The following is a 20,535-nucleotide window of genomic DNA, read 5'->3' as shown; positions in this document are numbered from 1 at the left end:
AAAAGCAGCCTATAAAGGCTGCTTTTGATTTTGAAGATGGCTTTCAAAAGGCTCAAGTTCGGGTAAAAATAGTAAATAAATCCACACCACCAAATTAAAATAAGGCACGCAGCCTAATACAGTAAAAACTTTAACTGGGTAGCCTTTAATATTCGCGTAGCGATAACACTGATACGCAATTGCAAAATGTATAATCAGTAACAATATAACTAGTTGTGTCATACCTTTCTCCTTAAAAGCTTAAATAGCTTTGAAACCCACTATAAATATCAGTACTACATCGACAAAAGGTAATGTCATGTTTTTAAAGTGAAATGCATTAAAAGGCACGACATTTTTATTTGATACTGAAAGTATAGGCAAGAAAGGTAATATTGGTAGTAATAAAATGATTAAAATTGTTCAATTTTGTTTATTTTGAGCTAGCTTGTTGTTGGTAAAACGTTTTATTTTTTGAAATTTTTTCAAGCTCATCTTTTACTTTTTCAACTGGTATTGGGCGTGCAATAAAATAGCCTTGCCCATAATCAACACCAATTTCTTTTAGAGCAAAAAATATCTCTTCGTTTTCAACGTACTCAGCTACAGAGCGCTTATCGAGAGACCGACTAATATCATTTATTGCTTTTACTAAGGCTAAGTCAATAGGGTCATTAAGCATGTCGCTTACAAATGAGCCATCAATTTTTACATGTTGTGCTGGAAGCTGCTTTAAATAGTTAAACGTACTAAAGCCCGTTCCAAAATCATCAATAGAAAAATGACAGCCTAGACTATTAAGCTTCTCGATCATTTTACGAGTCGCTTTTAAATTGTTAATACTTGCAGATTCAGTTATTTCAAAAATTATCCGCGAAGCGGGTACGTTATACTTTTCAAGATTAGACTCAATTAAAGGCAGTAAGCGCTCATCTAAAAATGATTGTGCAGACAAATTAATAGCAACTTGATTTAACTCAGGGTGCTTAGACACACAAGCAACGGCATTACGTATAACGCATTGATCCATCAAAAATGTATCGTTGAGCATTTCTAAAGAGGGAATAAATTGATTTGGGTATATGAGCTCACCTTTGAGTTTTAAGCGTAAGAGCGCTTCAAAGTAAGCAACTTTACACTCTTTAAAATCCCAAATAGGTTGGTAATGCAGCTCAATATTATCTTGCTGCAAGGCTTGGCGAATTTCGTGACCCCATTCAAGCCCTGTTTGAAGCGTATTGTTTTGAGCATCTTCTTTTGAGTAGCAGTGTACTAAATTACGCCCTAGGTTTTTAGCAATATACAGAGCAATATCAGCTTGTTTTAAGCACTCATTAGGGTCATTGTTTTGTGTTGTAATTTGAGTTAAACCAATAGAGCAGCTAATTGTGTATATTTGATCTTCTGATTTAAAAGCATGTTTTTCTATCGCACTGCACACGCCTTCAGCAATGAGGTGGGCATCCAATAAATTCATATCAGTAAGTATTACTGCAAACTCATCGCCGCCTATTCTGCAGACTAGGTGATCGTCGCCAATATTTGCTTTAAATAATTTTGCCACTTCTTTTAATACAATATCGCCTTGGTGATGACCTTTACTGTCATTTATTATTTTAAAGTGATCGAGGTCGATATAAATAACAGCATGTTCGATACCATCATACGTGTATTTATCTTGGCATATTTTATTAAGCTGTTGGTCAAAGTAATAACGGTTATGTAAACCTGTTAAGGGATCATGATGGGCTAAATGACGTAGTTGAAGTTCTGCTTGCTTGCGTTCGTGTATATTGTCGATAGTTGCGGTGATAGTTGCGTTATTACGGCTATTTTTTATTAGCTGTAATCTGCATTCAACCCAAATTAAGTTGCCATTTTTATGGGTTAGCTTTACTTCTATTTGTTGTTGCTGCTCGCCACCATGTAAAATGTCGTTAATAGTATAATTTAGTCTTCCCTTATCTTCATTATTACAATAAGCGCTTAATGAGGTTTGTAGCGACGATTTAACACCAAAGCCACTTAAGGTTTCCCATGCAGGGTTAATAAAACGAATATTACCTTGTTGATCAAGCTCTAAAACAACAGTATTCAGATGTAATAAAATACGCTGATGAGCTGAAAATAGCTCTTTATAGCGTACTTCACTGACGCTTAGCTGCTCTACTTTATAAGCAAATTCAGCGTAACTCACCATAAAGTCTTCACGTCGTGCAGCGTGGTCACACACTTTATTTAAAAATGAAGGGTCGTATGGGGCTCTAATAAAGTCGGTAACACCAGAAAGTAAAAGCTGCTCAGCGTAATCGGCATCGTCGCTTTCTATAATTGTAACAATAGCTTGTTTAGAATTATGCTGGAGAATTTCTTCAACGAGTACACTTGAGCTCTCTGCACTTGATGTCGTGGCATCGAGTAGCACAATTGAAAACTGCTGTTGGTTATAAGCGTTAAGTGCCGCTTTAGCTGAAGTTACGTGAGTAATAGCAAAGTTTAACTTTAACTGTTCACTAATTCTGTCGGCCGTATTTTGAGCTGGCTCTAATAGTAATAAGTTTAGTCGGCTGCTTTTTTCTAGGTGAGTAGATAAAACATTCGCAAGTACTTGGGGTAGCATGTCTTTATGCTCAAACGGCAATACAGCATCTATCCCATAGCTTCGGGCTGTTGTTTCGGCAATACGCTCACAGTAAATTGGCGGAATTAGTAAAATAGGAGTATTTTTTGGTGTTTTTAATAATCCTGAGCGGATCATCCTCGAAAAGCGCCAGCCGTCAATTTTTCCAACATTAATGCCCGTTATTATAATATCAACAGGATGTTGTTTTAAAAGCTTTAAAGCTTGTTGGCTATCTTGCGCATCAATAAAGGTAAATACATTTAAGCTATCTAAAGTGCCCTTAATCGCGCGACGTTCAGCACTACTTGCGTTTAATATTAGCAATTTAAGCTGGTTTGGCACGTGTTGAACACCCCTAATGAAACTTATAATAATTCAGCCGAACAAGAATAATGATATTTAACCATAAGAACAAGAAAATTTAATGATAAACACGCAAACAAAGTATTATAAGTTTGGCTGAATTCTTGAGCTTAATACCCGATACATATACACTTGGCGCGATTTTAAATGATGTGGATTACTAATTATGCGCGTGGCTGACTTTAGCTTTGACTTACCTGATGAATTAATAGCTCGCTTTCCTAAAGCGGATAGAACCAGCAGCCGTTTACTTACTTTAGATGGCCCTAGTGGCAACATTGAACATAAAGTGTTTAGTGACGTGCTTGATTTAGTTAATGAAGGCGACTTACTTGTATTTAATAATACCCGAGTGATCCCTGCGCGTATGTTTGGTCAAAAAGCCTCTGGTGGCAAAGTTGAAGTACTTGTAGAACGAGTGCTTGATGAACATAGAGTATTAGCACATGTTCGCGCCAGTAAATCACTCAAGGTTGGTAACGAAGTTATTCTTGAAGGCAAAGCCAAGGCAATAATGGTTTCGCGCCATGATACCTTATTTGAGCTTGAATTTGATCATAGCCAAAACGTGCTAGATATACTTAATGATATTGGCCACATGCCACTGCCTCCTTATATTGACCGACCAGATACCGAAGCTGACCGTGAGCGTTATCAAACTGTTTATGGCGAAAAGCCAGGTGCAGTTGCTGCGCCAACAGCGGGCTTACATTTTGACGATAAGCTAATGAATGCACTGAAAGAAAAAGGTGTAAACATGGCTTTTGTTACGTTGCACGTTGGTGCAGGTACTTTTCAGCCAGTACGAGTAGATAGTGTTGATGAGCATGTAATGCACTCAGAGTACATAGAAGTACCCGATGATGTAGTTGCTGCCGTTGCACAAACCAAAGCAAATGGCGGGCGAGTAATTGCGGTTGGTACAACTTCAGTACGTTCATTAGAGTCGGCAGCTAAAGTTCATGGCGGCAAATTAGATACGTATTTTGGTGATACCGATATATTTATTTTTCCGGGTTACCAATTTAATGTTGTTGATGCCATGGTCACTAATTTTCACTTACCAGAGTCAACGCTTATAATGTTAGTCAGCGCTTTTAGCGGACAAGACAATATTATGGGTGCATACAATACGGCAATTGAACAAAAGTACCGATTTTTTAGTTACGGTGATGCGATGTTTTTAACACGCAAGTAACCGTTTATTATTTAATACTCAGTAAATAATACAGAAAATCCCAGCGACAAAGCTGGGATTTTTGTTTACGTAATAAGCAAAACTGAATTCATCGCAGCTAATAGTATTAATGAGGTAAAAAGGGTAGAATCGAGCGGTTAAATTATAGCTTGTTGGACTGTTTTTCTGACATTGAGGATGATATGAAATTTGAATTAGATTGTACTGACGGAAAAGCGCGCCGCGGCCGCTTAATTTTTGACCGTGGTGTAATAGAAACTCCAGCATTTATGCCTGTTGGTACTTACGGTACTGTAAAAGGCATGACGCCAGATGAAGTAAAAGCCACTGGTGCGCAAATATGTTTAGGTAATACCTTTCATTTAATGCTTCGCCCAGGTACTGAAATCATTAAGCAACATGGTGATTTACATGACTTTATGAATTGGGATTTCCCAATTTTAACTGACTCAGGCGGTTTCCAAGTATTTAGCTTAGGCGCAATGCGTAAAATCACTGAAGAAGGCGTGTTATTCCAATCTCCGGTAAATGGTGATGAAATTATGATGTCGCCTGAAAAGTCGATGGAAGTACAACGCGACTTAGGCTCAGACATCGTTATGATTTTTGACGAATGTACGCCATATCCAGCAACTGAAAAAGAAGCTAAAGATTCTATGGAGTTATCTCTTCGTTGGGCTAAACGCTCAAAAGAAGGGCATGGCGACAATCCATCTGCTTTGTTTGGTATTATTCAAGGTGGTATGTACCCAGAATTACGTGCACAATCACAAGCAGGCTTAGAAGAAATTGGTTTTGATGGTTATGCGTTAGGTGGCCTATCAGTAGGTGAGCCTAAAAACGAAATGATGAATATTCTTGATCATTGCGCGTTTAAAATGCCAGAAGATAAACCACGTTACCTTATGGGTGTAGGCAAGCCAGAGGATTTAGTTGAGTCTGTTCGCCGTGGTATTGATATGTTTGACTGTGTTATGCCAACACGTAATGCGCGTAACGGCCATTTATTTATTACCACGGGTGTAGTTAAAATACGTAACGCAGTACATAAAACAGACACAGGGCCACTTGACCCTGAGTGTGATTGCCATACGTGTGGAAACTATTCACGCGCTTATTTGCATCACCTTGATAAATGTAACGAAATTTTAGGTGCACGACTAAACACAATTCATAACTTACGTTACTATCAACGTGTTATGGAAGGTTTACGTAATGCAATTAGCGAAGGTAAATTAGAAGAATTCGTACAAGATTTTTATGCTCGCCGAGGCCAAGACGTGCCAGAGCTAGTAGATATAAAAAATTAAACTTTAAAATTAAAGAGGAAGTATCATGAGTTTATTTATTTCAAATGCACACGCAGCAGCCGGCCAACCAGCAGCAAGCGGTGGTTGGGAAATGCTAATAATGTTAGCTATTTTCGGTTTGGTTTTTTACTTTTTGATTTATCGCCCGCAAGCTAAGCGCGTTAAAGAGCACAAAATCTTAATGAGTATGATGGCTAAAGGCGATGAAGTACTTACCCAAGGCGGTTTAGTGGGTAAAATTGTGAAAATTTCTGAAGAGAAAGATTTCATCGTTATCTCTTTAAACGAGCAAGCAGAAGTAACAGTACAAAAATCTGCAGTATCTGCAGTATTGCCAAAAGGCACAATGAAGTCGCTATAAAAATAATAAGGACGACCCCGTGTTAAACAAGTTTCCAGTTTGGAAGTATTTACTTGTTTTAGCTGTGGTAGCCATTGGCCTTTTATATGCCTCTCCAAACTTGTATGGTCGCGATCCGGCTATACAAGTTTCAGGTGCTAAAGGCGCTGATGTAGATCTCAGTGTTGTAGACAAAGTAAACGCAATCCTTGAAAAAAATAATGTAACCGCTAAATCGACAATACTTGAAGATGGGCAAATTTTAGTTCGTTTAAAAAATGTTGAAGAACAGCTTAAAGCGCATGACTTACTGCGTGATTCGCTGAGCGACGATTACATTTCTGCCATTAATATGGCACCAGCTCAACCAGCTTGGTTAAAAGCGGTTGGTGGTGACCCTATGAAGCTAGGTCTTGATTTAAGTGGTGGCGTACATTTCACCATGGAAATCGACATGGCAACAGCGGTTAATAACCAGCTTGAGCAAATGGAACAAGATTTCAGAAGCGATTTACGCGAAGAAAAACTACGCTACCGTAGTGTTCGCCGTGTAGCAGGCTCCGATCGTATGCGTGTAGAAATGCGTACCGAAGCAGATAAAGAGGCAGCAGAGAGCTTCTTAGAAACTAGCTACCCGCTGAATGTCTATATTGATGACAGCAGTAACGATAAAGCATTTTTTGCGACAATGAGTGAGCAAAAACTCAAAGAAATTCGTGACTACGCTATCAAACAAAATGAAACGATTATTCGTAACCGTATCAACCAAATCGGTGTTGCAGAACCTAACGTACAACGCCAAGGCGCTGAGCGTATTATTGTTCAACTACCAGGTATTCAAGACACAGCTCGTGCTAAAGAGATTTTAGGCGCTACAGCAACGCTTGAATTTCGTGAAGTAGACGAAAATGCTGATACAAGTGCTGCTGCTCAAGGTCGTATCCCAGCGGGTACTGAAATGATCATGAGCCGCGACGGTTACCCTGTTGTACTTAAAAAACGCATCATCCTAGAAGGCAGCCATATTACTGGCGCGCAATCTGGTGCAGATGAATACCAACGCCCGCAAGTAAGTATTACGCTTGATAGCAAAGGTGGGGCAAAAATGAATGCCTTTACCAAACGTGCTATTGGCAAACGTATGGCAACGGTATTTATTGAGTACAAGCCATCAGGTAAAAAAGATGCAGACGGTAAAGCGCTTCCACCTATTAAGGTAGAAGAAGTAATTAACGTAGCAACGATTCAAGCACGTCTTGATCGCTCGTTCCGTATTACAGGCATCGACAACCCAGCTGAAGCACATAATTTAAGCTTACTTCTTCGTGCAGGTGCACTAGTAGCGCCAATTCAAATTGTTGAAGAACGCACAGTAGGTCCAAGCTTAGGCCAAGAAAACATTGAAGCGGGTATGACTGCGGTTGCACTTGGCTTTGCGTTTGTACTTGTGTTTATGCTTGTGTACTACAAAGGCTTTGGTATGGTTGCAAACCTTGCGCTTGCGGCTAACTTAGTACTAATTGTAGGTGTTATGTCTTTAATTCCGGGCGCTACACTTACGCTACCTGGTATTGCTGGTATTGTATTAACGGTAGGTATGGCGGTTGATGCTAACGTACTTATTTTTGAACGTATTCGTGAAGAGCTGGCCGATGGCCGTAGCCCTCAACAAGCTATTCACTTTGGTTACGATAGCGCATTTAGCACCATATTTGATGCCAACATCACCACGCTAATTGCTGCCATTATACTGTTTGCAGTAGGTACCGGCCCAATAGCTGGCTTTGCAGTAACACTTGCGATTGGTATTTTAACTTCAATGTTTACAGCCATTGTTGGTACCCGTGCGGTAATCAACTTGTTCGTTGGCGGTAAACGTATTGATAAACTTTCGATTTAAGGAGCTGACATGCAAATTTTAAGTTTGGGTAGTAGAACCCTTCGTTTCATGTCTCTTCGTAAAGTGGCTATGGGTTTTTCGACGTTATTAATTTTAGCGTCGTTTGCATCAGTTTTCGTTAAAGGTCTAAATTTTGGTTTAGATTTTACCGGCGGTACTGCGGTAGAAGTTGGTTTTTCACAGCCAGCAGACCTTAAAAAAGTACGTGCTGCGCTAGCTGATAATGGTTTTGCTGATGCATCAGTACAACTATTTGGTTCAAGCCAAGAGATTTTAGTTCGCTTAGCACCACGCGGTAGTGATGTTAAAGCTGAAGTGATTGGTAACCAAGTAATCGATGCGCTTAAAAAAGCAGACGACAGCGTAGTAATGCGCCGTATTGAGTTTGTAGGCCCAAGTGTAGGTGAAGACTTAAAAGAGCAGGGTGGCCTTGCCATGTTAACTGCACTTATTTGTATCTTAATCTATGTAGCATTTCGTTTTGAATGGCGCTTTGCTGTGGGTGCGGTAGGTGCATTAATACACGACGTTATTATTACTGTGGGTTTATTTTCGATATTAGGTTTAGAGTTTGATTTAACTATATTAGCGGCAATTCTTGCGGTAATAGGTTATTCACTTAACGATACGATTGTTGTATCTGACCGTATTCGTGAAAACTTCCGTAAAGTACGCATTGACGACACTATCGAAATTATTGATATTTCACTTACGCAAACACTTAACCGTACACTTGTAACTTCAATCACGACTATTTTAGTATTGATTGCTTTGTTTGCATGGGGCGGACAAACCATTCATGGCTTTGCAACTGCATTGCTGTTTGGTGTGTTTATTGGTACTTATTCTTCAATTTATGTTGCCAGCTCTGTTGCCATAGCAATGGGCGTAAGCAAAGAAGATTTAATACCAGAAGTAATAGAAAAAGAAGGTGCTGACCAAGACGCTATGCCGTAATTGGGTTTGTACTTAATAAAAACCGTTCTTATGAGCGGTTTTTTTATATCTGCAATTTATTAATTATTCAGGCGTCTAAGTTTTCATTAGCGAGTATAACAGTGCAAGCTTACGAAAACAGTGCTAACTTTGTAGTATGAATTGGTAGGGCCTTTTTGCAATAATGTACAAATCGCTGCAGGTTAAGGCACAGGCCACTGAAGCTAAAATAAACCAAGCGTTATCGCTAAAGTTATCTATTTATTTATATGCTCAAAGGGGGCTCTTGAAGCGCTTATCCTTTCAGCCAATAAATAGGTAATTTAAATAAAGTAGGTAATTATTATGTTGCCAATAAAACTTTCTATTAGTGTGTTAAGTCTGTTTATAAGTTTTGCACTTATGGCGCAAGAGCAAATAATTAATGTAGCTCAAAAGCAAGATACCCAAAATGCCCGAGAAGAGTATCTCAATGAGTTACTGGTACGTGCACTGGAAAGCGTAAACTACCCCGGTGTTATCCGAATGATCCCCATATCAGATCTGCAAAAGCGTAAGTTAATAAACCTAGATGATAGCGAATTGGATATGTATTGGAGTATGAGCAGCCCAGAGCGAGAGGCGCTTGCCTTAGCTATTAAAATACCGCTATTTAAAGGTTACATAGGAAAGCGGGCTTTACTCACTAATAAACAAAATGTAGCACGTTTTAAAAACGTAAAAACTCTTGAGCAGCTAGGAGAGTTTTCAGCAGTACAAGGCCATAACTGGCCGGATACAAGAATCATGTCGTATAACGGATTACATGTAAGGCCGCTTACTAACTACCAAGCCATGTTCACTTTAACGAGCCGAGGGCGAATAGATTACTTTCCTCGCTCGTTTATTGAGGTTAACTCTGAGCTTATTGAAAACAAACAAAGTAATTTAGTAATCGTGCCTAATTTATACATAAGTTATCCAACCGGTATTTATTACTTTGTGACAAAGAGTAAACCTGAATTGGCGAAGGCAGTTGAAGAGGGCTTGATAAAAATGCAAGAAAACGGTGAGTTTGACGCATTATTTAATGAATACTTCGCAAAGGGTTTAAATACCCTACCTTATACAAAAGGCAAAACGGTTGAAATTAAGCTCGATAACCCTTATTTTTAGGCACAAAAAAAGGAGCCTAGGCTCCTTTTTTTCATCATGCTATTTATTAGCGAAGTAACGACTCAGGTAATACTGGACGAATTTCGCGAACAATTGCTTGAGTCAGTTTTGGTGAGCCACAGATGATATTGCCGCTGTGGTTATAGTTATTACCACCAGCGAAATCTACAACCATACCGCCAGCTTCTTTAACCATAAGTTCGCCTGCAGCAGAGTTCCAAGGTTTTAAGCCGATTTCAAAAAATCCATCAACACGGCCAGCGGCAACGTATGCCATATCTAAAGCAGAACAACCTGCACGGCGAATGTCTGCAGTGTGTACAAACAGTGCTTTAAACGCTTCTGTGTATGCATCCATGTGGTTTTTGTTTTTGAAAGGAAAACCTGTAGCAAGTACAGTGCCTGCAAGAACTGTAGTTTTGCTAACACGTAGACGTTTGCTGTTTAACTGAGTGCCTTGACCGCGAGAAGCAGTGAAAAGCTCACCACGAATTGGATCATAAATAACAGCTTGGTCTAAACGACCTTTAACTTTAAGTGCGATAGAAACCGCGTAATGAGGGATGCCTTTGATGAAGTTAGTTGTTCCATCGATAGGATCTACAATCCATTGGTAATCATCATCCTTGCCTTTATGCTCACCTAGTTCTTCACCAACAATAGAGTGAGTAGGGTAAGACTGTAAAATAGTGTCACGAATTACGGCTTCGGCTTCTTTATCAATGTTAGTTACTAAGTCGTTAGCGCCTTTTTGTTGCACTTCAACTTTTGATAAATCTTCACTTGCGCGAAGTAAAATTTTGCCTGCGTTGCGCGCAGCGCGAACCGCAATGTTTAACATTGGATGCATGGTATTACCTTTGGGTTGTAAAAGAACGTTTATATATTTCAGCCGGCATATTTTAGCGACTTTTGACATAAAGTAAACAATAAACCCTAAATACTTATGTTTGTTTTTTATACAAGATTAAAAAGTGTATATATTTTTTCAAGATAATAATTAAGTCACAGGCCCTAATTAAATCGAATTAATTTTAAATAACACTTTACCTAAAGCTAGCTTGAGGTTTTATCGTGCTGTTTACTTAATTGATAGGACAACATTATGTATTTAGAGCACGTAAACTTAGTCGCGAGTGATATAGATAGTATGCTTAAATTTTATCGCGCTGTATTTCCGCATTGGTCAATCAGAAGTGAGGGTAGAGGTGATTGGCACGGAAAACCAAGACACTGGGTACACTTTGGAGATGACACGCATTACATTGCGATAAGCGACCATGGTGAAGGTGAAAACAGAAACTTATCGGGCCATCAAGTTGGTTTTGCACACTTTGCTTATGTGACTAATAACTTAAATGAGGTAGTGATACGCTTAAATAAAGCGGGTTTTCGGATAAGTAAGCAAGGTAGTGAGAATCCTTTCAGAAAGAATGTCTACTTTATTGATCCCGCTGGGTTTGAGGTGGAATTTGTAGAGTATTTAAGTGATATACCAAGCGAGCGAAATAACGATTTATAACAGGTTAAGCACCGCAAAGAGCGGTGCTTAAGCAAGCTTTATGAACGATTATTTCCAGCGCCTAATTGTGTTTTTAGCTCATTAGCAAAACTCATAAACTTTTCTTTAATAGTCCGTTTTATTTTTATTTCGACAGAGCCCATTACCGCTTTACCTTCAATATGAATAGTCGGGCCTTGGCGCTTGTTAAGTGATACCGATTTATTTTCAAGGCTGCTTAATATACAAAACATTTTGGAGACTACGTTTACATGCTCTGGTACATATATTTCATCGCTACCAAAAATACAGTTAACGTGAATAGTTACATTTTGATGCGCAAAAATGGCATCGGTAAAATCGAGCACCACCGATCCCATAAAATTACTGAGGTAAATGTTTTTTGGTACTACCCACTGGCCGCTTCGCTCGTTAGAGCCTAAAATACTGCGTAGTGTAAAGTCATCATCACTGTTTTGTTGTGCACTATAGTGTGGAGAAAATTGCGACTGTTTTTCTGCTTTATATTGCTGGTCTGTATTAAGTGTTAAATCCTCTACTAAGGCTAAAAGAGCTTCGTTGTTAGATGCATCCATCGCGTCATCTAAACGTCTCTCAAATGCATCAACTGAAATAACCCCATGACTGTAATTATAAATTAATTGATCAATCACCTGTTCGCGTACTTGCTCTATTGGACGGTCTTCAACTTTTACAGACATGAGATATTCCTTATTATATTTACTATTGATACTTATCTTAATGTTTAATTGCAAACCGCGTACCAAATATAATTACTTTAATTATCAATTGGTTATTTTTTAATGGTGTTTTTTTCTTTGTTATATTAACGATAGATTAACCAAAAGAGCAATTATCTAGCTATTTTCACTATTTGAGAAAGTTTTACCGAGTAGCCTGTAAATAGTTACACAGCTATAGTTAAAGCTTTATCGCAAAACAACCTAAGCAATTGAATTTTAAGAGTAAGTAAACTTGGCCTAAAGCTCGCATAAGTTAAAGTGTCTTTAATCAAAAGGAGAAAGATTATGAAAACATTTAACAAATCTATTATCGCAGCTTTAGTTCTTGGTACTACGGCTATGGGTGCCCAAGCGAACAGCTGGGAAAACGAAAGTAAAGATGCTTGGATTGATGGTAAGGCAGAAACAGTTCTTCTTATGAACACTAATCTAAACAACTTTGACATTAACACTGATGTAAAAAATGGCAAGGTAGTACTTACAGGTAAAGTTAATAGCGAGCTTGATAAAGAGCTAGCAGAAGAACTTGTACTTAGCCTAGATGGCGTATCCGATGTTGAAAACAGCCTTACCGTTGTTAAAAGCATGGACACAAAAGATAGAAGCAAAGACATGATGGACGATGATGATAACGACCTAACGGACGCTAAAATCACCACTGTAATTACAACTCGCTTCCTGTTTGACTCGGAAGTTGGTGGTACAGACATCGATGTTGATACCGATAACGGTGTAGTGACTCTTAATGGCTCAGTAGAGTCTGAAGCTGAAAAGCAGTTAGCAGTTAAAATTGCTAAAAATGCTGAAGATGTTCGTGACGTAGTTGATAAGTTAACTATTGTTGCTGAATAACACAGTTATAGTTAAGGCCCAGTAAAGCTGGGCTTTACCCCTTTCTAATGCTTAATTTAAATGGAGTTTGGTCATGGATATTATCCGTATAATATTTTCAGTTTTATTACCGCCAGTGGGTGTATTTTTGCAAGTTGGCTTAGGTATGCATTTTTGGTTAAATATTTTATTAACACTGCTAGGTTATTTCCCAGGGTTAATACATGCAATCTACATTATTGCGAAAAAATAATGACACATTATATATTGTGTAAGCCGACTGCTGAGGTTTAGCTAAATACTTCAGTACCGATCGGCTCACAATATTAGTTTTTAAAGTAAACATTTTTTAATTTACTCAAACTAAGTGATTTATTTCTTGTAACTCGCTCCCAACATTCCCCCAGCTATTATTTACTTCAATTAAGCTTTCTAACTAACAGCAGTGTTCTGATTCTGTATTGATGCCATTTAGGAAATATTTAACATTAGTTTGTTTATATATCTACAATACGCGATTAATTACTCTATTATTTAGTGACAATATTACCATCACTTCTAAACCAAGTTTTTACACATATTGAGGTAGTTAATTGAATATTCGACTTATAATGTCAGGTGTTGTGTCATTCGTTTTTTATTTTAGTTGGGCCTACTGGGCAAATAATGCGGTAGACATTGCAAAATCGGTCACGCTTCAAGCTGCATTAGTGCAAGGCTTGTATAGTGGATTTGTAACGCTGTTTTTTACTTTTATTTTAGAAAAGGTCGTCAACAAGTATAAGTCGAGTTATGTAGCGCTTGCATTTGTAACTCCGATTATTTGTATGTTTCATTCTAAAACACCACAAAACGTAGCAATACGACAAAGCTTTAATAATGCAATTAACTCCAGCGCCTCATATTTAAACAACAAAAAAATAGCTGGAGTACTTTTTGCGCCTGTAATTCCGATTACTGTTCAATCGAGCTTAGTAATTCTGGTGAATGTAATTAATCAGACACCTAATTTGGCACTTACAGTAGCCCCAAGCATATTTTTTACAGCCTTGTATGCCTACACATATATGTTAGCTTTACTTAAAAAGTAGAGCGTTAAATATAAAAGACTGATGTGGGAGGAAGGTTTTTATAATTTAATGCAGTGAATATCATGGGAAATATCTTACATTTTATGTTTATATCCGCATAAAAGATTACTATTTAAGCAGTTAGCTTACTGATTGTTAAAATAAAGGTGTTTGGTAGTGACAAGCACCTAAAAAGTTTTTATACTGCAACCCGCTTTAGTCGCTCTGTGACTGAACGCTTCAAAAATTAGCTGCCTAGCAGTTATATAAAGTTGGCCCCTTAGCTCAGTTGGTTAGAGCACACGACTCATAATCGTTAGGTCCCCAGTTCGAGTCTGGGAGGGGCCACCACTTTTACAAGCTTTCCAAGTAAATACCTACTCAAATTATTCAAAGCTACATGAATTTAATTTCGTGTTATTTATTATTTTTTAGTTACCCCTAATAATAAACGTAATCTAAATAAAGTTAATCCATAGATTAAGCTAAGCTTTCTTAAATTAGAAAGAGTGCAAATACATTATTAAATTTCAGCGTTAGATCAGATGCTATGTATGCTCTGCGCTACAAATGACAGTGAGCAGCATCTAATTTAAGAATACAAAAAAAGCCCCAATCGGGGCTTTATGTTATTAGTGTTTACTTTTATTGCTCAAAACTACAAGAGTTAACTAATTTTTACGGTATATCTCATGCTCAATATCGTAAATGTTTACGCTTAAGCTATCTGAATCGCGACAATACGTTTTTAAGCACGAAAGTAATAGTTCGCTTAGCATTTGCTTTTGCTCAATTGAGCGCCCAGCCAATATATGTACCGCAATATGTATAAACCCTGATTTTCCTGCGCCTAGTTGATATTGCTGATAAGCAATAGCGCGCGTTTTTATGGTTTCTAATTCAAATAAGTTACTTTGGAAGGCGGTGTTGTGGATTTTTTCTACGAGAACTTGTGGTAATACAGGGAGATCTTCTGAGTGTTCAATAATAATATGCGGCATTACAGCGTTTCCTATTATGAGTTACTACTTGCGACGAGAGCCTTATTGTACCAAATACGTCGATACTCGCTAACCCCTCACGACATTAAAATGTTTACTTTAAACTAATTTAGTCGTATTTATTTTTGATGTTAGTATAAAAACAAACAGGTGAACCTTCGCTTAGTAACTTAGCTACTAAGTTACCTATATATTGATTAAGGATAAGTATGAAATTACCACAAAAATTTAAACGTTTAGCGTTACTTGCAGGTGCAGTTGTTACGTTAAGTGCTTGCTCTGATGACGTTGCGTCGGTAAGCCTTGGGTTATTTACAACTAAAGATGTTGTGGTGAATTCGCAGCAAGATCCAATCCTCGAAGGTGTTACTTGTCATATTAGTCATATAGAGGCTAATTTGGACTTTTCAGATCCCTCTGATATGTCTATTGCATGTCGTCAAACGGGGCCTATTACAGCGCAGCAGCTACAAAAAATAGACCGTAGTAAATCAGGTGAAGTGATATTTAAATCATCTAAAAGTATATTATTTAAATCACTAAAAGTGCGCCGTATTTACGATGCTGAAAACCGTACTTTATTGTATTTATCGTATTCAACTAAAGAATCTAGTGGTAGCCACCACCATGCACTATCAACAGTGCCGCTATACAATACTCAAGCGTGGGATTGGGCGCTTACACAAAAAAACTAAACTAGCACTAAAACTTATAAGAGCACCTTATGTTAGCTTTATTTAAATCGGCACCTTTATTGGAAGATCAAGAGCAGCAATGGCTTATTGATACATTTATTTGGGCTGTAGAAAATTTTGAGGCTGAATTTTTTACTAAGCACACCCAAATAATACTGCCAACAGCCACGTTTTTTCCTGATTCAGTGTCGAGCATTGAAGAGATGGCGACCAACGTTTTTACCCGCGTTACTAATTACGCGGGTATGAATGGATGGCCTATTCAGTTAGTTGCACCTCAGCAATTACAACCGCAGGTTTTTCCGCATTTTGAATTTAGTGAACAAATACGTGGCGAAGGTAGTCATTTAATTGTGCCGCCAAGCCATACTATTAATGTCTCGTTTAATCCTAATCAGATAAATCAGCCACAAGATTTGGTAGCAAGTTATGCGGGTACACTGGCAACCATACTTATTCATCATGTTGGTGTATTACCACCTGGGGGTAAAGATTATTTACCACAAGCTGCCGATGCGCTTGCCTGCTTTTTAGGGTTTGGTGTAATGATGAGCAACACGGTGTATCAGTTTAAAGGGGGTTGTGGCTCTTGTTATAACCCATACGCTAATCGTGAAGCTAAGTTAAGTGAAACGCATACGGTATTTATGCATGCTCTTATTAGTTACTTTAAAAACGATAAAGACTCTAAAAAGCACTTAAAGCCGCATTTGCGCGGTCAGTTTAAAAAAGCGCAAAAAGAAATTAAAGCATTGGTAAATAACTCGGCTAACCCGCTGTTATTAGCTTATTCACCAAACTAGCAAGGATCTGCGTGGAATACTTAGATGAATTTTTACTGATTGTTATTGCTCATTTTTTTGCAGTAGCAAGCCCAGGGCCTGACTTTGCCGTAGTACTTAAGCAAAGTGTGCAACAAGGTAGACGCAATGCACTGTGGACAAGCGCCGGTGTTGGCGCTGCTATTTTACTGCACGTTGCCTATTGTGTTTTAGGTGTTGCGCTTATTTTAACGCAGTCACCTAGTTTGTTTATGGCGCTTAAATATGTTGCTGGTGCGTATTTAGCTTATTTAGGCGTACAAGCGCTTAGAGCGGCAAAACCACCAACAAGTAATCAAGACAATATAGAAACAAAAACGGTAGCCGAAGAGCCTGTTTGGTTGGCCTTTAGGCGCGGCTTTTTCACAAATGCATTAAACCCAAAAGCTACGTTATTTTTTATGTCGTTATTTACACTCGTGATTAGCCCAACAACACCTACTAGCGTACAGGTCGGCTACGGCGTGTACATGGCATTGGCTACGTGGGCGTGGTTTTCAATGTTATCGTTAGTGCTTTGTAAACCGAGTGTGCGTGGCTTTTTTCAAAAAAGTGGTTACTGGTTTGATAGAGGTATAGGTGTGATTTTAATTGCTTTGGCTATTCGCGTTGTTATTTAAGTTATATTTTTAATTAGAGAGTAGGAGATAACATGCCGTTATATAATTTTTCGTTTGGCTCTAATATGTCATCTAATCGTTTGCTAGCGCGCTTACCCAATGTAAAGCGTGTAGGAACGGCGGTACTTAAAGGCTATGAGCTTACTTTTGATATGCTATTTAAAGATGGCTCAGGTAAATGCAGTATTTGCCCAAGCGATAAAGAAGGCGCGCTGGTCTACGGCGTTATTTATGAGCTCAATGAAGATGAAAAAGCTATTTTAGATGGTATTGAGGGCGTAGGTTACGACTGCGTAGATATAACCCCAACGCTTTTAAGCGGTGAGACTGTAGCCGCACATTGTTATATAGCTAATACGCACGATAGCGATGTACTCCCATACGATTGGTACATAAAACACGTTCATCGCGGATCACTTGAAGCGGGCGTACCAAAAGAATACAGTGATGCCATATTAAATCGCGCACAAAAAAGCGATACCAATCAAGAACGCGCAGCCATTGAGTTTGCAGTTCATCAAAAATAATAAAATAGGATTGATATGAAATTAACCAAACTTGCCGCAATTGCATTATTAGCTAGCACTACGTTTAGTAGCTGGGCACAAGTTGATACCAACAAAATTGACGATGCTATTAAAGCGTCAATGGCACGTTTTGACGTACCCGGTATGGCAGTCGCTATTGTTGAAAACGATAAAGTGATATTTGCTAAAGGCTTTGGTGTAACTAATCTCGATACCAACAAAAAAGTAAACAAAGATACTTTGTTTGGTATCGCCTCAAATACTAAAGCGTTTACGACAGCGGCACTGGCTAAGCTGGTTGATGAAGGGAAATTAAGCTGGGATGACCGCGTAATTGATCATTTACCAGAGTTTAGGTTATACGACTCATACGTAACTCGCGAAATGCGTATTCGTGATTTATTAAGTCACCGCAGTGGGCTCGGGCTTGGGCAGGGCGATTTAATGATTTGGCCAAGTACCGACAAGTCAGTTGATGAAATTTTAGCGGGATTACAGTATTTAAAACCGGCTAGCAGTTTTCGCAGCAAGTACGCTTATAACAATTTAATGTTTGTTACCGCTGGCGAAGTGGTTGCTCGTGTATCAGGTATGAGTTGGAACGATTATATCGAAAAAAACATATTACAGCCGCTGCACATGGATAATTCACGCGCGGGCTTTTCACGTATTCCTAAAAGTAATAAAAACTGGGCTACAGGTCATATTCCTATGGATGGCACGCTTCATCCATTTTTTGTGAATTACCTAGAAGATTTTAGAGGCGCAGGTGCCATTGCTTCAAGTGTAAGCGATATGAGCCAGTGGCTTCGTACGCAATTAGCGGGCGGTAAAATGCCAAGTGGTGAGCAACTCTTTAGCGAAAAGCAACAAGCGCAAATGTGGCACCCACATATTACGTCTATGGCGTCTAAAAGCGCGTTTGAGTCGTATCATCAGCAGTTTAGAGGTTATGGATTAGGTTGGAGTATTGAAGACTACCACGGCTTTAAAAAGTTAGGTCACGGTGGTGGTATTTTAGGAATGGTATCGCAAGTTACTTTATTGCCTGAGAAAAAGCTCGGTATTGTTATTTTATCTAACCAACAAGCTTTTGGTGCACTTTCGGCAGTAACCCATGAAGTACTTGAAGATGCGCTTGAGCTTGAAGATAAAGACTGGGTAGAAGATTTAGCTAAAAGTCATTTTGAAGGCAAACAGCAAGCATACGCTAATGTAAAACCAGAAGCCCCGGCTGACTACCAACCACAATTACCAAACATTAATTATACCGGTACATTGCACGATGATTGGTACGGCGATGTAATTATTGAGCAGCTTGATAGCAAATTGCATATTGATTTTACGCATACTAAGCGCTTAAAAGGCACGCTTGAGCATTACACCGGTAATACATTTATAGTTAAGTGGGATGAAAAGCTGCTTGAAGCAGATGCGTTTATTACTTTTGATATGAGTACAAAAAATAGAGTGAACAGCGCTAAAATGCGTGCAGTATCAACGCAAGTTACCGACTTTAGCTTTGACTTTAGAAACCTGCATTTAAAAGCAAAGTAGCTAATAGCTTTGATATTTAAAGTATCGATACTTTAAATATCAATATAAACCAAAGTCGCAAAGCCACCTGTCGGTGGTTTTGTTATATTAAGTTTTTACACCTTGTAAGGGACTTTTTATGCGTACCGCTGTTATTTCTCATCCTCATTGCCGTAAACATAAAATGATAGATGACCATCCCGAGTGCCCAGAGCGCCTAGATGCAATTACCGACCGATTACTTGCAAGTGGTGTAGATGTTGGCTTAACACACCTACAAGCGCCTAAGGCTGAGCGTGAGCATTATTTATTAGCCCATGATGAAGCGCTCATTAAACACGTAGAAAACACGCTACCAACCGAAGGGCTCGCTAATTTAGACGGCGATACGTGGCTGTGCCCCGATTCGTTTAAAGCGATTGAGCGTGCAGTAGGTGCCGGGTTGTTAGCGGTTGATGAAATACTTGCCGACAAACTCGATGCTGCGTTTTGCTCAGTACGCCCGCCAGGGCATCATGCTAATAAAGATTCGTCATCTGGGTTTTGTGTGTTTAATAACTTAGCTATTGCCGTTAAGTACGCACAAAGCAAAGGGATTAAGCGGATTGCGATTGCTGACTTTGATGTACACCACGGTAATGGCACACAAGACATTTTTATTGATGACGAAAACGTACTGCTTTGTTCGTTATTTCAGTATCCGTTTTACCCAAATACAGCGGTTAAAAATAATAGCCATATAGTTAATTCTCCTTTGCCAATTGCCAGCAATGGCGATGACCTAAAAGAGGTATTTACTCAGCAATGGTTACCAAAATTAAAAGCGTTTAAGCCTGAATTACTTTTTATAAGCGCAGGGTTTGATGCCCACCTAGAAGATGATATGGCGAGCTTAAAGTTTGTTGAAGATGACTACATTTGGCTTACCGAGCAGCTATGTAAAGTAACAAAAGAGGGCGGATGCAAAGGTGTTATCTCGTATTTAGAAGGTGGCTATGCGCTATCAGCGTTGGGTAGAAGTGCTGTAGCGCATATAAAAGTGCTTACTGAGCTTTAAAGAGGGTTTTATAACTCTAGTAAATCAAACGCCTGGGTTGTGCTTAGGGTTTTAATTTTACCAAGGCAACATTGTCCTTCATTTAATAAGTAAGCTGTAACAAGCTGTGCTAGCTGCTCGCCATTCAATTCAGGGCAAACAGTGCCTTGTAAATTAAGGAAGTCACCTTGCTTATTAAGTACTCGCACATCGCCTAGCTCACTTTGCATAACGCTGTGTAAGCACTCTTGTTGCTCTTGTTGGTTATGGGCTATTTCAAGCTCATTATAAATAACCAATAACTGTGGGTAGCTGTTTAACATAGCCCA

General features: G+C 38.8%; 22 protein-coding genes and 1 tRNA gene. 17 read left to right on the top strand and 6 right to left on the bottom strand.

Annotated features, from left to right (window positions below):
• Positions 1–9: 9 nt before the first annotated feature.
• The gene (locus I6F49_RS01075; protein WP_166420449.1) at positions 10–222 is read right to left on the bottom strand and encodes a hypothetical protein; all 213 of its coding nucleotides are present in this window, start codon (positions 220–222) and stop codon (positions 10–12) included.
• Positions 223–412: 190 nt separating this feature from the next.
• Positions 413–2,944, bottom strand: coding sequence for a two-component system response regulator (locus I6F49_RS01070; protein ID WP_197178039.1), 2,532 nt, complete (start codon positions 2,942–2,944; stop codon positions 413–415).
• Between the two features lie 187 nt (positions 2,945–3,131).
• Between I6F49_RS01070 and queA the strand changes: the two genes are divergently transcribed.
• The 6 genes from queA to I6F49_RS01040 all read left to right on the top strand — a co-directional run bounded on the left by queA (position 3,132) and on the right by I6F49_RS01040 (position 9,804).
• Positions 3,132–4,163 (top strand): tRNA preQ1(34) S-adenosylmethionine ribosyltransferase-isomerase QueA, encoded by a 1,032-nt coding sequence (gene queA / locus I6F49_RS01065; protein WP_197178038.1) that lies wholly within the window; start codon positions 3,132–3,134, stop codon positions 4,161–4,163.
• A gap of 182 nt (positions 4,164–4,345) precedes the next feature.
• On the top strand, positions 4,346–5,473 hold the full coding sequence (tgt, locus tag I6F49_RS01060) for a tRNA guanosine(34) transglycosylase Tgt (RefSeq protein WP_007586471.1): 1,128 nt from the start codon (positions 4,346–4,348) through the stop codon (positions 5,471–5,473).
• 25 nt (positions 5,474–5,498) lie between these two features.
• Complete coding sequence (yajC, locus tag I6F49_RS01055; protein WP_197178037.1) at positions 5,499–5,834, top strand: preprotein translocase subunit YajC; 336 nt, start codon at positions 5,499–5,501, stop codon at positions 5,832–5,834.
• A 19-nt stretch (positions 5,835–5,853) separates the two neighbouring features.
• On the top strand, positions 5,854–7,713 hold the full coding sequence (secD, locus tag I6F49_RS01050; RefSeq protein WP_197178036.1) for a protein translocase subunit SecD: 1,860 nt from the start codon (positions 5,854–5,856) through the stop codon (positions 7,711–7,713).
• Positions 7,714–7,722: 9 nt separating this feature from the next.
• Positions 7,723–8,670 (top strand): protein translocase subunit SecF, encoded by a 948-nt coding sequence (secF, locus tag I6F49_RS01045; RefSeq protein ID WP_197178035.1) that lies wholly within the window; start codon positions 7,723–7,725, stop codon positions 8,668–8,670.
• A gap of 324 nt (positions 8,671–8,994) precedes the next feature.
• On the top strand, positions 8,995–9,804 hold the full coding sequence (locus I6F49_RS01040; protein ID WP_166421658.1) for a substrate-binding periplasmic protein: 810 nt from the start codon (positions 8,995–8,997) through the stop codon (positions 9,802–9,804).
• A gap of 46 nt (positions 9,805–9,850) precedes the next feature.
• On the opposite strand, the gene suhB is transcribed toward I6F49_RS01040, so the two are convergent.
• Entirely contained in the window at positions 9,851–10,654 is an 804-nt protein-coding gene (suhB, locus tag I6F49_RS01035; RefSeq protein WP_166421657.1) for an inositol-1-monophosphatase, read from the bottom strand.
• A 255-nt stretch (positions 10,655–10,909) separates the two neighbouring features.
• Here suhB and I6F49_RS01030 point away from each other — a divergent pair, with 255 nt between their 5' ends.
• Positions 10,910–11,326 carry a VOC family protein gene (locus I6F49_RS01030; RefSeq protein WP_166421656.1) on the top strand — a complete coding sequence of 139 codons (417 nt, stop codon included), beginning with the start codon at positions 10,910–10,912 and terminating at the stop codon, positions 11,324–11,326.
• 38 nt (positions 11,327–11,364) lie between these two features.
• On the opposite strand, the gene I6F49_RS01025 is transcribed toward I6F49_RS01030, so the two are convergent.
• Positions 11,365–12,027: a LiaF domain-containing protein gene (locus I6F49_RS01025; protein WP_166421655.1), complete on the bottom strand. Its 663-nt coding sequence runs from the start codon at positions 12,025–12,027 to the stop codon at positions 11,365–11,367.
• Positions 12,028–12,354: 327 nt separating this feature from the next.
• Between I6F49_RS01025 and I6F49_RS01020 the strand changes: the two genes are divergently transcribed.
• From I6F49_RS01020 to I6F49_RS01005, 4 genes are all read left to right on the top strand, one after another.
• The gene (locus I6F49_RS01020; protein ID WP_166421654.1) at positions 12,355–12,921 is read left to right on the top strand and encodes a BON domain-containing protein; all 567 of its coding nucleotides are present in this window, start codon (positions 12,355–12,357) and stop codon (positions 12,919–12,921) included.
• A gap of 73 nt (positions 12,922–12,994) precedes the next feature.
• Positions 12,995–13,153: a YqaE/Pmp3 family membrane protein gene (locus tag I6F49_RS01015; RefSeq protein ID WP_166421653.1), complete on the top strand. Its 159-nt coding sequence runs from the start codon at positions 12,995–12,997 to the stop codon at positions 13,151–13,153.
• 340 nt (positions 13,154–13,493) lie between these two features.
• Positions 13,494–13,991: a hypothetical protein gene (locus I6F49_RS01010; protein WP_231614991.1), complete on the top strand. Its 498-nt coding sequence runs from the start codon at positions 13,494–13,496 to the stop codon at positions 13,989–13,991.
• Between the two features lie 253 nt (positions 13,992–14,244).
• Positions 14,245–14,321 (top strand) — tRNA-Ile (locus tag I6F49_RS01005).
• 320 nt (positions 14,322–14,641) lie between these two features.
• Here I6F49_RS01005 and I6F49_RS01000 read toward each other — a convergent pair.
• Entirely contained in the window at positions 14,642–14,971 is a 330-nt protein-coding gene (locus I6F49_RS01000) for a 5-carboxymethyl-2-hydroxymuconate Delta-isomerase (RefSeq protein WP_166421783.1), read from the bottom strand.
• Positions 14,972–15,180: 209 nt separating this feature from the next.
• Here I6F49_RS01000 and I6F49_RS00995 point away from each other — a divergent pair, with 209 nt between their 5' ends.
• The 6 genes from I6F49_RS00995 (at position 15,181) to I6F49_RS00970 (ending at position 20,227) form a co-directional block, all read left to right on the top strand.
• Positions 15,181–15,666 carry a CreA family protein gene (locus I6F49_RS00995; RefSeq protein ID WP_197111571.1) on the top strand — a complete coding sequence of 162 codons (486 nt, stop codon included), beginning with the start codon at positions 15,181–15,183 and terminating at the stop codon, positions 15,664–15,666.
• Positions 15,667–15,695: 29 nt separating this feature from the next.
• The gene (locus I6F49_RS00990; RefSeq protein WP_166421781.1) at positions 15,696–16,469 is read left to right on the top strand and encodes a hypothetical protein; all 774 of its coding nucleotides are present in this window, start codon (positions 15,696–15,698) and stop codon (positions 16,467–16,469) included.
• An 11-nt stretch (positions 16,470–16,480) separates the two neighbouring features.
• Positions 16,481–17,107, top strand: coding sequence for a LysE family translocator (locus I6F49_RS00985; protein WP_166421780.1), 627 nt, complete (start codon positions 16,481–16,483; stop codon positions 17,105–17,107).
• Between the two features lie 32 nt (positions 17,108–17,139).
• Positions 17,140–17,634 carry a gamma-glutamylcyclotransferase family protein gene (locus I6F49_RS00980; RefSeq protein WP_166421779.1) on the top strand — a complete coding sequence of 165 codons (495 nt, stop codon included), beginning with the start codon at positions 17,140–17,142 and terminating at the stop codon, positions 17,632–17,634.
• Between the two features lie 15 nt (positions 17,635–17,649).
• Positions 17,650–19,191 carry a serine hydrolase gene (locus I6F49_RS00975; RefSeq protein ID WP_166421778.1) on the top strand — a complete coding sequence of 514 codons (1,542 nt, stop codon included), beginning with the start codon at positions 17,650–17,652 and terminating at the stop codon, positions 19,189–19,191.
• Between the two features lie 118 nt (positions 19,192–19,309).
• On the top strand, positions 19,310–20,227 hold the full coding sequence (locus tag I6F49_RS00970; protein ID WP_197178034.1) for a histone deacetylase family protein: 918 nt from the start codon (positions 19,310–19,312) through the stop codon (positions 20,225–20,227).
• Positions 20,228–20,235: 8 nt separating this feature from the next.
• On the opposite strand, the gene I6F49_RS00965 is transcribed toward I6F49_RS00970, so the two are convergent.
• Positions 20,236–20,529, bottom strand: coding sequence for a hypothetical protein (locus I6F49_RS00965; protein ID WP_166420918.1), 294 nt, complete (start codon positions 20,527–20,529; stop codon positions 20,236–20,238).
• Positions 20,530–20,535: the final 6 nt, after the last annotated feature.

The organism is Pseudoalteromonas sp. SWN166, assembly GCF_015864485.1.
GTDB lineage: Bacteria > Pseudomonadota > Gammaproteobacteria > Enterobacterales > Alteromonadaceae > Pseudoalteromonas.
The sequence above is the reverse complement of the archived record's forward strand: the minus strand, read 5'-3'. Positions and strand labels throughout refer to the sequence as shown.

Coding starts and splice junctions, on each gene's coding strand:
- I6F49_RS01000 (WP_166421783.1), bottom strand. CDS start 14,971: ATGCCGCATATTATTATTGAACACTCAGAAGATCTCCCTGTATTACCA.
- I6F49_RS00975 (WP_166421778.1), top strand. CDS start 17,650: ATGAAATTAACCAAACTTGCCGCAATTGCATTATTAGCTAGCACTACG.
- queA (WP_197178038.1), top strand. CDS start 3,132: ATGCGCGTGGCTGACTTTAGCTTTGACTTACCTGATGAATTAATAGCT.
- I6F49_RS01030 (WP_166421656.1), top strand. CDS start 10,910: ATGTATTTAGAGCACGTAAACTTAGTCGCGAGTGATATAGATAGTATG.
- I6F49_RS00970 (WP_197178034.1), top strand. CDS start 19,310: ATGCGTACCGCTGTTATTTCTCATCCTCATTGCCGTAAACATAAAATG.
- I6F49_RS00995 (WP_197111571.1), top strand. CDS start 15,181: ATGAAATTACCACAAAAATTTAAACGTTTAGCGTTACTTGCAGGTGCA.
- I6F49_RS01015 (WP_166421653.1), top strand. CDS start 12,995: ATGGATATTATCCGTATAATATTTTCAGTTTTATTACCGCCAGTGGGT.
- I6F49_RS01075 (WP_166420449.1), bottom strand. CDS start 222: ATGACACAACTAGTTATATTGTTACTGATTATACATTTTGCAATTGCG.
- I6F49_RS00990 (WP_166421781.1), top strand. CDS start 15,696: ATGTTAGCTTTATTTAAATCGGCACCTTTATTGGAAGATCAAGAGCAG.
- I6F49_RS01040 (WP_166421658.1), top strand. CDS start 8,995: ATGTTGCCAATAAAACTTTCTATTAGTGTGTTAAGTCTGTTTATAAGT.
- I6F49_RS00980 (WP_166421779.1), top strand. CDS start 17,140: ATGCCGTTATATAATTTTTCGTTTGGCTCTAATATGTCATCTAATCGT.
- secF (WP_197178035.1), top strand. CDS start 7,723: ATGCAAATTTTAAGTTTGGGTAGTAGAACCCTTCGTTTCATGTCTCTT.
- I6F49_RS01020 (WP_166421654.1), top strand. CDS start 12,355: ATGAAAACATTTAACAAATCTATTATCGCAGCTTTAGTTCTTGGTACT.
- yajC (WP_197178037.1), top strand. CDS start 5,499: ATGAGTTTATTTATTTCAAATGCACACGCAGCAGCCGGCCAACCAGCA.
- suhB (WP_166421657.1), bottom strand. CDS start 10,654: ATGCATCCAATGTTAAACATTGCGGTTCGCGCTGCGCGCAACGCAGGC.
- tgt (WP_007586471.1), top strand. CDS start 4,346: ATGAAATTTGAATTAGATTGTACTGACGGAAAAGCGCGCCGCGGCCGC.
- I6F49_RS01025 (WP_166421655.1), bottom strand. CDS start 12,027: ATGTCTGTAAAAGTTGAAGACCGTCCAATAGAGCAAGTACGCGAACAG.
- I6F49_RS00965 (WP_166420918.1), bottom strand. CDS start 20,529: ATGTTAAACAGCTACCCACAGTTATTGGTTATTTATAATGAGCTTGAA.